This is a genomic window from Janthinobacterium sp. 35, assembly GCF_002754575.1.
Classification (GTDB): domain Bacteria; phylum Pseudomonadota; class Gammaproteobacteria; order Burkholderiales; family Burkholderiaceae_D; genus Janthinobacterium; species Janthinobacterium tructae.
The window spans coordinates 989,406-1,001,872 of the sequence record NZ_PEFN01000001.1; the positions used below are offsets into that span (position 1 = coordinate 989,406).

Genomic DNA, 12,467 nt, shown 5'->3' on the forward strand with positions numbered 1-12,467 from the left:
CGATGTGCAAGATTCTTGCGCAATCGCATGACACTGCGCCAGCCTATCGTTAGGGTGTATTCACCCGTCACTGGAAACCGCATGCGCATACCATTTACCGTCCTGGCGCTGCTGGCCGCCACGCTCACCCCGTCCGCCCAGGCACAGGATATCTCCGGCATGGCCGGCGCCCTGAAAGTCAGTTCGACCAATGAGCGCACCTTTGTCGGCGCCATCAGCTACACGCAGCCGGTAGGCAATTACAATGCGGTAAGCCTGTCGTATATCAACGAAGGCCACCCGGAAGACCATCACCGCGACGGCATGGCGGGCCAAGTCTGGCTGCGCACGAAAAAAGTGGAGCAGGGCCTGATGCTGGGCGCCGGCGTGGGCCGCTACTTCTTCTTCGACACGGCCAAGACGGATGAAGCGCCGCACAATTTCGACAATGACCATGGCTGGGGTTCCATCGTCAGCCTGCAGGCACGCTGGCAGTTCGACAATCGCTGGTATGCGCAAGCGCAGCTCAACCGCATCCGCCCCAGCGGCAAGGACAACACCACGCACCTGCTGATCGGCGCCGGCTACCGCTATGACGGCGTGCCGGGCGCCAAGCTGCACTTGCAGAACTGGGCGCACGACGACACCTTGACCTTATCGACCGGGCACACCATCGTCAACAGCTTGCGCTCCGAATCCTCGCGCCCGTTCACCTTGGAATACCGGCGCGCAGCGGGAAAATACGTGGACTGGACGGTCACCGCCCTCGATGAAGGCAATGCCGACCTGGCGCACAGGCGCGGCGTGGCCACCCAGCTGTGGCTGATCCGTTCACTCAATGAAAAGGTGGAATTCGGCATGGGTGGCGGTCCCTACCTGGCGTGGGATGCGCGCGATACCCAGGGCCACGGCACGCGCCTGACAGGCTTGCTGTCAGCCACAGCCCGCTACCACTTCGACCGCCGCTGGGTGGCGCAAGTGGCGTGGAACCGGGTCGTCACCGATTACCACCGCGATGCGGATGTGATTTTGGTGGGGGTGGGACGGAAGTTTTAATGGAAATACAGACGCAACCCAAACCTGGGACTGGGGTCGGACTGAGCTAGCCCGGATTTGATGGAGGGTCACTAATTTGAGAAAATAGTGACATCCAAAGGAATCCATCATGACCAAGAAGCCATCGCTTGCCGTATCAGACGCTGTTCCCGCTACGCAAGTGCGGCGGGAACGCACCGTTTTCTCCAGGCAGTTCAAACTCACTGCTGTAGAGCGCATGCAGGAACCTGGCTGCAGCCCGGCCGCCTTGGCGCTGGAACTGGGCATCCGCCGCAATCAGCTGTACAAGTGGGCTGCCGCGCTCAAGCAAGCTGGCGAACTGCCGGCGCCGAAAGTGGTAACGCCTGTCTCGACCACGGATCTGGCCAAAGAGAATGTCCGTTTAAAGCGTGCACTGCAGGCTTCGCTGGAGGAGAACGCCATCTTAAAAAAGCTCGATGCGTACTTAACGCGGCGTTAAAGCACAAGTACGCTTTCATTACCGCGCACCAAGCCGAGTTTCGGCTCGCCGCGATGTGCCGGGTACTGCAGGTCAGTCCCAGCAGTTATTATGCGGCCGCGAAACGGTTGCCCAGCTTGCATGACACTGTCGATCTGGCGCTGCGCGAGGACATCAAGCGCCTCCATGCAGAACATCGCTGTGCGCCGGGCGCGGTCAAGACCTGGCGGCTGTTGCATGCACAGGGAATCATCTGCGGCAAGCACCGCGTGGCACGCCTGCGCAAGCTCGATGGCATTACGTCGATGCGCCGGCAGCGCTTTCGTGTCATGCAGACACATCAACACACCGAGCCTCCAGCGCCTGATTTGTTGCAACGGAAGTTCAATGTTGCCGCGCCCAATACGGCCTGGGTGGGCGATATCACGTCGATACGTACGCGTGAAGGATGGCTGCATCTGGCCATCGTGCTCGACCTGTTTGCACGCCGGGTGGTGGGATGGTCGATGGATACGTCGCAGCCTGCCATGCTACCCATCGCGGCCTTGAGGATGGCCATTGCGCAGCGCAAGCCGCCTGCCAATCTGATCTGTCATACCGATCAGGGCAGTGTGTACGGATCGGCGGCCTATCGCAGCGTGCTGCAGGAACATCAGTTGCGGCCCAGCATGAGCCGGCGTGGTAACTGCCACGATAACGCCGTGGCCGAGAGCTTCTTCTCGCAGCTGAAAAACGAAATCACGCACAATACGACGTATGCCACACGCGAAGAGGCCAAGGCTGCTATCGTCGATTACATCGAGGTGTATTACAATCGGATGCGCTTGCATCAAAGCTTGAAATACCGCACCCCAATCGAGGTTGAGGTGCATTACGCATCGATTAAAAATCCCCCGCACCGCGAGGGAGTGACTCTCCATTAAAACCGGGACACCTCAGACCTTAAGGTCCGACCCCGGCTGTTATCGGGTTCTCAGACTCTCAGCGCGAACGCCAGACGGCACCGACATCATTCGGCTGCGTCAATCTCTCGATCACTTCGCGCGTCAAACTGGCCGAGCTGACTTGTTCGGCTTTTGCGCGGGCGGCGCTCAAGGAGCTGGAAAAGACCGTTTGCGGCTGCTCCAGGCTGGCGCGCAGGGCAGCCAGTTCGCGCTCTTGCTGCTGCGCGCGCGCCGTGTCCTGTTCCAGCAATTGCTGCCTGGCGGCGGCCATCGCGCGCGTGGTCTCGGCGGCCTTGCGCTGCAGGGCAGCATGCGCCTGGGCGCTGGCCAGCAACGCTTGCTGCGCGGCGAGTTTTTCGCTGGCGGCCTGCTGCGCGACCCGTTCCAGCTGCTCGCGCTGGCGCATGGCGTCGAGCGCCTGCTGTTCCATGGCGGCGCGTGTTTCGGCGGCCGCCGTTGCCTGCTTTTCCACTTCCAGGCGACCGGCGATGGCTTGCGAGGCGCGCTCTTCGGCGCTGCTGGTCTGGCGTTGCTGTACCAGTTTTTGCGCGATCAAGGCCAGCGACTCGCGTTCGGCGGCGACGAAATCACGCTCGGATGCCAGCAGCGCGTCGGCCGCTTGCGCCTTGTCTTCTTCCACGCGGGCGCGCTCGCTATGCACTTGTCCCAGTTCCACGGCCAGGCGCGCCTGCGCCTGCACCGCTTGCGCGGCAGCCGCTTTCTGCTCGCCTTCGACCAGCGCCTGGTCCATCAGGATGCGAATGGCGTCGGCTTCCTTTTGCGCCGCTTCCCGCAAGGCCTGTTCGGCAGCGTGCTGGCCGCGCAGCAGTTCGGCTTGCGCGTCTTCTGCGGCGATGCGTTCCTGCGCCGCGTGACACGCCAGCGCTTCCGCTTCGAGTTTCTCTTTCAAGGCGGCCAGGGCGGCTTGTTCGGCGGCCAGACGCTCCTGCTCAGCTTGCAGCAATTGCTCCGCCTGCCGGACTTTTTCCTGCGCCAGTTGCGACGCCTGCGCCTGCGCAGCCAACGTCGCATTGCCGGCATCGACCGCGGCCTGCTCGGCATCATTCTGGCTGGCCGCCAGTTCCGACGCCTGGCGCGCCTGTTCGGCGCGTTCGTGCGCCAGGCTGGCGGCGCGCTGCTGCTCTTCCAGTTCGCGCGCAGCTGCCACGGCGGCTGCCTGCTCGGCCGCTTCGCGCGCCTTGGTCTGTTCCAGTGCGGCCGTTTCCGCTTCCAGCTTGGCGTGGCCAGCGATTTCCGCATCCTGTTCGGCCGCTACGCGGGCCAGCGCCACGGCGCGCAGCTGGCGGTCCACCTCGATGCGCGCCTCGGTGGCGGCCAGGATGCGCACGTCGGCATCGCGGCGCGCCTGCGCGCTGGCCACGGCGACCATTTCCAGGCGCTCGCGGTGAATGGCCGCGTCGCGCAATTCCTTTTCCGTCTGCAGGCGCAAACGCAGGGATTGGGCCGCATGGCGTTCCGATTCCGCCTGCGCCAGGGCGATGGCTTCGCGTTCCTGCTCCAGGTGCGCCAGCGCGCGCGCTTCTTCCAGGGCGCGCACTTCGGCGGCGGCGCGGTTGAAGGCCGATTCCAGCGCGATCTGGTCGGCGCGCTCGCGCTGCACCGTCAAGTCCAGCGCTTCGCTTTCCGCTTCGGCCAGCATCTGCGCCGTCTGGCGCGCACCGTGCGCATGGCGCTCGCGTTCACGCGCCAGCACGGCGACTCTGGCGTCGGCCGAGGCGATGCCCACCATTTCTTCCTTGGCCGCCTGCACGGCGGCGACGCGCTCGACGGCTTGCAGGCGCGCCTGCTCCGTCTGCACCTGCAATTCTTCGGCGGCGCGGGCGGCCTGCTCGGCCAGTTCCGACTGCACCGCCACTTGCTCGCAGGCGCGCAAGCGGCTTTCCTGTTCCGCGCGCGAACGCTGTTCGGCGGCCAGGCGGATGGCATTGTCGGACTCCACGCGCGCGCGCAGTTCAGCCGTCTCCTGCCTGACCGCCTCCAGGCGGGCCACGCTGGCCTGCGCGGCGGCGCGCATGGTATCGAGACGTTCACGGTTGGCGGCAATCGCTTCTTCGGCTGCCTGCGCATTTTGCTGTGCGGCGGCGGCGGCGGCCGCGTCGATGGCGGCGCGGTCCTCAGCCAGCGAGCGCACGCGCGCCTCGGCCAGCGCGCGGCTTTCGGCGGCGCAGGTGGCCTTCGCTTCCGCTTCCACGCGGGCAATCGCCTCGTGGATGGCCTTCAATTCCATTTTCTGGCGTTCGGCGGTGGGCGCCTTGCTGTCGGCGTCAGTTGCCGGCTCGGCTTGCGGTTCGGCGTGTAATTCGGGTGTGATGGCGACGGCCGGTGCTTCCGCCTTGCGCTCCAGGTCCTTGAAATCATGCAGCGAGACCATGCTGTCCTGGTCGAACTCATCGTCGGCGGAATACGCGACGGTGAGGGAGGCGGCCTGGCGCGGATTTTGCTGTGCTTGCATGATTTCTCGCTTATTCGGGTGAATTCTTTTGCTTATGGGAATTTATTACCACCATTATCGAACAGGCATGCACAAATCAGCACGGCAAGAAGAGCGCCTTTTACCACGCTTTTCGGACGTTTAGGTCAGACAGGCCACAATGGCGCTTCATCCATCAGCGCCACCTGCTCCCTGAGTTCAAGGATACGGTCCTGCCAGTAGCGCTGCGTGTTAAACCACGGGAAGGCGACGGGGAAGGCGGGGTCGTCCCAGCGACGCGCCAGCCAGGCCGAATAATGGATCAGGCGCAAGGTGCGCAGCGCTTCGACCAGGTACAGTTGGCGCGGGTCGAAATCGCAAAAATCTTCGTAGCCGGCCAGGATGTCGCTCATCTGGCGCACCTGGTCGCCCCGTTCGCCCGACAGCATCATCCACAGGTCCTGGATGGCCGGGCCCATGCGGCTATCGTCGAAATCGACGAAATGGGGGCCGGCGTCCGTCCACAGCACGTTACCGCCATGGCAATCGCCATGCGTGCGCAGCACGGCCACGTCACCTGCGCGGTCATAGCAGCGCTTGACGCCATCGAGCGCCTGCTGCGCCACGCTGGAATACGCGGCCAGCAGTTCTGGCGGCAGGAAATTGCCCTCCAGCAAGAACTCGCGCGGCTCGACGCCAAACGTCTGGTGATCGAGTGCCGGCCGTTCCTTATAGGTGGACAGCCCACCGACGGCGTGGATGCGGCCGATGAAGCGCCCTATCCATTCCAGCGTGGCCGGATCATCCAGCTCGGGCGCGCGGCCGCCGTGGCGGGGGAAGACGGCAAAGCGGAAGCCCTGGTACTGGTGCAGGGTGCTGCCGTTGATGGACAGCGCCGGCACCACCTGGATTTCGCGCTCGACCAGCTCGGACACGAACGCGTGCTCTTCCAGGATGGCCGCATCGCTCCAGCGTGCGGGGCGGTAAAACTTGGCCACCAGGGGCGCGCTGTCTTCGATACCCACCTGATAGACGCGGTTTTCATAGCTGTTCAGGGCCAGCAGGCGGCCATCGCCGCGCAAGCCCACGCTGTCGAGCGCGTCGAGCACGCAATCGGGGCTGAGAGCGGAAAAGGGATGGACGGGCCGGTCGTCCTCGTGCGGCTGGTTTTCATTGTGCATAAGCGACATTGTAAGGCGCACGCGAGCCGCCGGTGCAAACACTTCGGTGATGAAGCGCTGCAAGGCGTATACTGGCGCCTTACATTCAATCAAAGAGCAAGCCATGCAACTCGAACAGCCATTATCAGAAAAAGAATTCGACGAATTAGACCAATTCCTGTTGTCGGAGCGCTGCTCCGAAGACGCGATGACCATGGATATGCTGCACGGCTATCTGACGGCCGTCGCCATCGGCCCGGAACCGATCATGCCAGCCGAGTGGCTGCCGCGCGTGTGGGGCGAAGATGCCGAAGATGCACCGAAATTCAAGAACAGCAAGGAAGAAGAACGCATCGTCAACCTGATCATGCGCTTCATGAACGAAGTGCTGGTGACGTTTGAAGTGGCGCCGAAAGAGTTCGAAGCCCTGTTCGTCGAGCACGACTACGAAGGCCAGACCCTGATCGACGCCGAAGCCTGGTGCTGGGGCTTCTGGGACGGCATGGAACTGCGTCCTGGCTCGTGGAGTGAAATCTGGACCTCCGAAGTGGCCGAGCTGATGCAGCCGATCTACCTGCTGGGCGCCGACGAAATCAAGGAAGAAGAACTGAAACTGGTGGAAGACCCGGTCAAGGCGCACAAGCTGGCGCAGGAACTGGAAGCGAACCTGCCGGCCATCCACCGTTTCTGGGTACCGCGCCGCAAGGCACCGGTGCAAACCATGAAGCGCGAAGAGCCGAAAGTGGGCCGCAACGACGACTGCCCTTGCGGCAGCGGCAAGAAGTTCAAGAAATGCTGCGGCGCCGAGCCGGCAGCAGAGTAATACCGCAGTAGCATCCCTGTTGCGCCGGCGTCCTGCCGGCGCGGCGCTGGCGCTGGCCCCCGGGCTATAATCGCCGCATGAAACTCCCCGACCTGAACCTGCTCGTTGCCCTCGACATCCTGCTCGAGGAAGGCAGCGCCGTGGCTGCGGCGCGGCGCATGCATCTGAGTGCGCCGGCCATGAGCCGCACCCTGGCGCGCATCCGCGACGCCATCGGCGACCCCGTCTTCGTGCGCTCCGGGCGGGGCCTGGCGCCCACCCCGCGTGCGCTGGAATTGCGCGAGCAGGTGCGCGGCGTGGTGGAGCAGGCGCACGCCATCTTCACGTCCGGCCGCGAAGTCGACTTGCGCACCCTGGAACGCACCTTCAGCCTGTGCGCCAACGACGTGTTTGTCGGCGCCTACGGCGGCAAGCTGCGCGACCTGCTGGCCGTGCACGCGCCGCACACGGTGCTGCGCTTCGTGCCCGAAGGCGATGGCGCCACGGAAAACGACGCCTTGCACGCGGGCCGCATCGACCTGTACATCAGCGCGCGGCGCGCCTTTGCGCCCGACATCAAGCTGCAGCAGCTGTTCTCCAGCGGCTTTGTCGGCATCGCCCGCAGCGACCACCCGATCTTCGACGGCCCCATCAACCTCGACAGCTTTACCGAGTACGAACATATCAGCGTCTCGCGGCGCGGCCTGGCGCGCGGCCCGTTCGACACGGCCTTGGCCGAGCGGGGCTACACGCGCCGCGTTTCGCTGATCAGCCCCAACTTCCAGTCGGCCATTTTCGCCGTGGCCGATTCGCGCCTGCTGCTGCCGCTGATGCCCACGCCGCTGCTGGCCATCGTCGAGCGCCTGGGCCTGAAGCTGCGCACGTTCGAGCTGCCCATCCCCGTCGACAACGTGGAAGTCTTCCAGGCCTGGCACCCGCGCCTCGACCACGACCACGCGCACCGCTGGTTGCGCCGCATGATCAAGGAGCTGTGTGGCAGCACGCCGCCAGACGCTTAGGGTCTGAGCCCCACTCATCATTGCGTCTGACGCAACTCAGACTTCATCAATGATCAATTTTCATAACATTTAGCGCTACCTATACTGCGTGGACTGATCCTCATCCACGGAGTTGCCTGTGTCTGCTGTACCGTTTCCCGGCGCCACCCCCGCGGCCGCGCCACCCGCCCCTCCCGCACCTCCCGCACCTCCCGCCTTCGGCCTGCGCCTGGCCACGGGCCTGACCGGCGTGCTGCTGGCCGTGCTGGTGTCCGGCCTGAATGAAAACATCACCAAGGTCGCGCTGGCGGACATCCGCGGCGCCATGGGCATCGCGCGCGACGACGCCAGCTGGCTCGTGGCCCTGTACGCGGCCGCCTCGGTATCGGCCATGGCCTTTGCGCCATGGTGCTCCGTCACCTTCTCGCTGCGCCGCCTGACGGCCAGCGCCATCCTCGTCTGCATGGCCGCCGGTCTGCTATGCCCGTTCGCGCCGAACCTCTCCGTGCTGATGCTGCTGCGCGTGGTACAGGGCGCGGCCGGTGGCGCCCTGCCACCCATGCTGATGACAGTGGCGCTGCGCTTCCTGCCGCCGAACATCAAGCTGTATGGCCTGGGCGGCTATGCTCTGAGCGCCACCTTCGGTCCCAGCCTGGGCACGCCGCTGGCCGCCTTCTGGACCGAGTACCTGGGCTGGCAATGGGCCTTCTGGCAAATCGTCCCGGGCAGCATCGTCGCCCTGCTGATGGTGTCCTGGGGCTTGCCGCAAGACCCGCTGCGCCTCGAACGTTTCCGCCAGTTCGACTGGCGCGGCCTGCTGCTTGGACTGCCCGCCATCAGCATGCTGGTCATCGGCATGCTGCAGGGCGAGCGCCTGGCGTGGTTCGCCTCGCCGCTGATCTGCGTGCTGCTGGGTGGCGGCGCCGTGCTGCTGGTGCTGTTCTTCATCAACGAATGGTCGCATCCGCTGCCGTTTTTCAAGCTGCAGTTGCTGTCGCGGCGTAACCTCAGCCACGCCCTGCTTACCCTGGGCGGCGTGCTGTTCGTGCTGCTGGCCGTGATCCTGATCCCTTCGTCCTACCTGGCGCAGGTGCATGCTTACCGTCCGCTGCAAACGGCGCCCGTGATGCTGATGGTGGCGCTGCCGCAGCTGATCGCCCTGCCGCTGGTGGCCGCCCTGTGCAATCTGCGCGCCGTCGACTGCCGCTGGGTGCTGGCCATCGGCCTGGCTCTGCTGGCCCTGTCCTGCGTGCTCGGTGCGCGCATGTCGCCGGACTGGATCCGCACGCATTTCTACCTGCTGCAGGCGGTGCAGATTTTTGCGCAACCGATGGCCGTGATTCCCTTGCTGCTGCTGGCCACCACGGGCCTGGCGCCGCAGGATGGTCCTTTCGCCTCGGCCTGGTTCAACACCATCAAGGGCATGTCGGCCGTCGTCGCCACCGGCGTGCTCGATGCGCTGATCACGCGCCGCAACCATTTCCATTCGACGGTGCTCAGCGAACGCCTGGGCAATTTGCCTGCCGGCGTGGACATGGCAGGTTTGGATCCTGGCTTGGCGCAGCGCATGCATGCGCAAGTCGTCACCCTGACCTCGTCCGACCTGTACCTCACCGTGGCCGCCATCGCGCTGGCCATGATTGTGATCATTCCCATCCTGCCGACGCGCGTCTATCCGCCGCGCGCCGCCTGACTTTTACTTCACGAAAGAGCTTCTCCATGCAAAAACCCATACTGCGCTCGCGCGCCTTTCTTCTCGGCCTGGCCCTGCTGGCCTGCGCCCTCGCCTTTTGCGCCTGGCAACTGCTGTTTTCCCCCAGCGAAGAACAAGGCACCGACGACGCCTTTGTCAGCGCCGACTACACCGTGCTCTCCCCCAAGGTGGGTGGCATCGTGCGGGACGTGCTGGTGGAAGACAACCAGACTGTCAAGGCGGGTCAGCTGCTGGCGCGCATCGACGACCGCGATTACCAGGCCGCCGCCGCCTCGGCCCGCGCCGACGTCGCCGGTGCCGAAGCGCAGCTGGCGAATGCCCGCGCCACCTTGCAGCGCCAGCAATCGGTGATCGAGCAGGCCAGCACCCTGGTCGACGCCAACCAGGCGGAAGACAAACTGGCGCAGCAGGAGCTGGCCCGCTCAACGCACCTGGCCGGCCAGGGCGCGGGCAGCGTGCAGAACGCGCAGCAGGCACAATCGCGCTTCGATGTGAGCCGCGCGCGCCTGGCGCAAAACCGCGCCGCCCTCGTTGCCACCCGCAAGCAGACGGACATTTTGCAAGCGCAGCAAGGTGCGGCCGAAGCGGCCCTGCTGCGCGCCCGCGCCAGCCTGCAACGCGCCGAACTGGATTTGTCGCATACGCAGCTGCGCGCCCCCATCGACGGTATCGTGGGACGCCGCGCCGTGCGCGTCGGTGCCCTGGTCGCTCCCGGCGCCAGCCTGATGGCCGTGGTGCCCTTGAACCGCAGCTTCATCGTCGCCAACCTGCAGGAAACCCAGTTGACCCACGTGCGCCAGGGCCAGCGCGCCAGCATCGCCGTCGACGCCTATCCGGGCGTACTCCTGCACGGTACGGTGCACAGCATCGCGCCCGCCACGGGCGTGACGTTTGCCGCCATCGCGCCGGAAAACGCCACCGGCAACTTCACCAAGGTGGTGCAGCGCATCCCCGTCAGGATCGCGCTCGACCCGGGCCAGGATGGCGACAGTCGTTTGCGCGTCGGCATGTCGGCCGAAGTGCGCATCGATACGGCCATGCGCCGCCAACAGCTGCAACAGGTGAGCGCACGATGAAAGCACTGATACTCATCACGGCCCTGGGCCTGGCCGGCTGCGCCAGCGTCGGCAGCGACTTCCAGCGCCCGCACAACGATCTGGGACAGCAATGGCGTCAGGCGCAGGATGCCCGTTTCGCCGCAGCACAGGATGGCGCCATCGAACAGCGCTGGTGGGACAGTTTTGGCGACGCGACTTTATCCTCCCTGCTGCAGCGCGCCGCCGGCGCCAACCTCGACCTGCTGGCGGCCAGCAGCAGGCTGGAACAGAGCCGCGCCGCGCGCGGTGTGGCCGGCGCCGCACAAGGCCCGTCGCTGGGTGCGAATGGCAGCTACAGCCGCGCGCGCAACAGCGAGCAGGGCTTGAGCGACCCGTCGCGCAACAACGGCCAGTCCGCCTACAACCTGTGGCAAGGCAACCTCGACGCAGCCTGGGAACTGGACTTGTGGGGCCGCGTGCGGCGCGAAGTGGAAGCGGCTGACGCGCGCGTCGACGTGGCGCTGGAAACGCAGCGCGGCGTGCTGCTGGCCGTGCTGGCCGAAACGGCGCGCGACTACATCGAGCTGCGCGGCGCGCAGCAAACGCTGGCCATCACGCAGCAACTGCTCGATATCGCGCGCCATACCTTGAACCTGACGCGCATCCGCCTGCGCGAAGGCGCGGCGACGCAGCTCGACGAGGCCGAGGCGGCAGCCCACGTGGCCACCATCGAAGCGCGCCTGCCGCCGTTGCAGCAGCGCGTAGCGCGCCTGGGCAATGCCCTCGCCCACTTGCTGGCGCTGCCGCCGCAGTCCCTGCAGGCGGAACTGGCAGCCGGCAAGGACATTCCCGCCATGAGCATGCAGGTGCAACTGGGTGTGCCAAGCAGCCTGGCCGAACGGCGGCCCGACATCCGCCGCGCCGAAGCGCAGCTGCACGCGGCCACGGCTGCCATCGGCGTGGCGCAAGGCGATTTTTATCCACGCATCACGCTCTCGGGCAGCGTCGGCCTGCAGGCGATGCAGCTGTCCGATATCGGCTGGGACGCCAGGCGCTTCGCCTTCGGCCCCGGCCTCAGCGTGCCCCTGTTCGATGGCGGCCGCCTGCGCGGCAACTTGCAATTGCGCGAGGCGCAGCAGCAGGAAGCGGCCATCGCCTACCGCCAGACGGTGCTGGCCGCCTGGCACGAAGTGGAAGATGCGCTGTCTGGCTACCAGGCCAACGCCCGCCGCCAGGTCAGCCTCGATGAAGCCGTCAAGCAGGGACGCCGGGCGCTGGGCAGCGCGGAACTGCAGTACCGCCAGGGCGGCACGGACCTGCTCAACGTGCTGCATGTGCAAAACACCTTATTGAACAACGAAGCGGCGCTGGTCGACAGCCGCGCCACCGCTGCGCTATCGCTGGTCCAGGTCTACAAGGCGCTGGGCGGCGGCTGGCAGGCATTTTCAACCAACTCGCAAGGAAGCACGCCATGAAACCGAATCCCGCACATTTTTCCATCCACGACGTCAGCGACTTTCCCATCGTGCGCTTTCGCCCTGAAACGGCCGTTACCGGCTATGCCCCGCTGTGGGAAAACGACATGGAAGCCCTGCTGCGCCATGGCGCACCGTTCGTCCTACTGTTCGAAGAGGAACTCAGCGATGAAGCGCATATCGACCGCAAGCGGCGCGGCCTGTGGCTCAAGCACAACAAGGTGGCGCTGGCCGCCCTTTGCCGTGGCCTGGTATCGGTCGAGGCGGACGCGGAGCAGCGCGCGCGCCTGCAGGCGATGGCGGCCGGCGCCATGAAGGCGTTCGGCATCGTGCAGGAAGTCGCCGCCACGCGCGAACAGGCCGAGGCCCTGATGGTGTGGCTGCTCGGTAGCGGCCAGATGGCGCGGCCGCGCGCGGCGGACGTCTGGTGAG

At 65.5% G+C, this 12,467-nt stretch carries 11 protein-coding genes; 9 read left to right on the forward strand and 2 right to left on the reverse strand.

Annotation, left to right across the window (positions count from 1 at the left end):
- Positions 1-81: 81 nt before the first annotated feature.
- From CLU93_RS04465 to CLU93_RS04475, 3 genes are all read left to right on the forward strand, one after another.
- The gene (locus CLU93_RS04465; protein WP_099760151.1) at positions 82-1,035 is read left to right on the forward strand and encodes a hypothetical protein; all 954 of its coding nucleotides are present in this window, start codon (positions 82-84) and stop codon (positions 1,033-1,035) included.
- Positions 1,036-1,144: 109 nt separating this feature from the next.
- Positions 1,145-1,495, forward strand: coding sequence for a transposase (locus CLU93_RS04470; RefSeq protein ID WP_099759988.1), 351 nt, complete (start codon positions 1,145-1,147; stop codon positions 1,493-1,495).
- A 17-nt stretch (positions 1,496-1,512) separates the two neighbouring features.
- On the forward strand, positions 1,513-2,397 hold the full coding sequence (locus CLU93_RS04475) for an IS3 family transposase (protein WP_243420400.1): 885 nt from the start codon (positions 1,513-1,515) through the stop codon (positions 2,395-2,397).
- Between the two features lie 58 nt (positions 2,398-2,455).
- Here the strand turns inward: CLU93_RS04475 and CLU93_RS04480 are convergent, their stop codons facing one another.
- Together CLU93_RS04480 and CLU93_RS04485 are read right to left on the reverse strand one after the other, a co-directional pair.
- Positions 2,456-4,891: a hypothetical protein gene (locus CLU93_RS04480; protein ID WP_099760152.1), complete on the reverse strand. Its 2,436-nt coding sequence runs from the start codon at positions 4,889-4,891 to the stop codon at positions 2,456-2,458.
- Between the two features lie 125 nt (positions 4,892-5,016).
- Positions 5,017-6,030 (reverse strand): serine/threonine protein kinase, encoded by a 1,014-nt coding sequence (locus CLU93_RS04485; protein WP_099764236.1) that lies wholly within the window; start codon positions 6,028-6,030, stop codon positions 5,017-5,019.
- A 103-nt stretch (positions 6,031-6,133) separates the two neighbouring features.
- Between CLU93_RS04485 and CLU93_RS04490 the strand changes: the two genes are divergently transcribed.
- The 6 genes from CLU93_RS04490 (at position 6,134) to CLU93_RS04515 (ending at position 12,466) form a co-directional block, all read left to right on the forward strand.
- Positions 6,134-6,832 carry a UPF0149 family protein gene (locus CLU93_RS04490; protein ID WP_099764237.1) on the forward strand — a complete coding sequence of 233 codons (699 nt, stop codon included), beginning with the start codon at positions 6,134-6,136 and terminating at the stop codon, positions 6,830-6,832.
- 77 nt (positions 6,833-6,909) lie between these two features.
- Positions 6,910-7,830 (forward strand): LysR family transcriptional regulator, encoded by a 921-nt coding sequence (locus CLU93_RS04495; RefSeq protein WP_099760153.1) that lies wholly within the window; start codon positions 6,910-6,912, stop codon positions 7,828-7,830.
- 118 nt (positions 7,831-7,948) lie between these two features.
- Positions 7,949-9,502, forward strand: coding sequence for an MFS transporter (locus CLU93_RS04500; protein ID WP_099760154.1), 1,554 nt, complete (start codon positions 7,949-7,951; stop codon positions 9,500-9,502).
- Positions 9,503-9,528: 26 nt separating this feature from the next.
- Positions 9,529-10,599 (forward strand): HlyD family secretion protein, encoded by a 1,071-nt coding sequence (locus CLU93_RS04505; protein WP_099760155.1) that lies wholly within the window; start codon positions 9,529-9,531, stop codon positions 10,597-10,599.
- Positions 10,596-12,035 (forward strand): efflux transporter outer membrane subunit, encoded by a 1,440-nt coding sequence (locus CLU93_RS04510; protein WP_099760156.1) that lies wholly within the window; start codon positions 10,596-10,598, stop codon positions 12,033-12,035. Before CLU93_RS04505 ends, CLU93_RS04510 begins: the two co-directional genes overlap by 4 nt.
- Entirely contained in the window at positions 12,032-12,466 is a 435-nt protein-coding gene (locus CLU93_RS04515; RefSeq protein ID WP_180287807.1) for a hypothetical protein, read from the forward strand. Before CLU93_RS04510 ends, CLU93_RS04515 begins: the two co-directional genes overlap by 4 nt.
- Position 12,467: the final 1 nt, after the last annotated feature.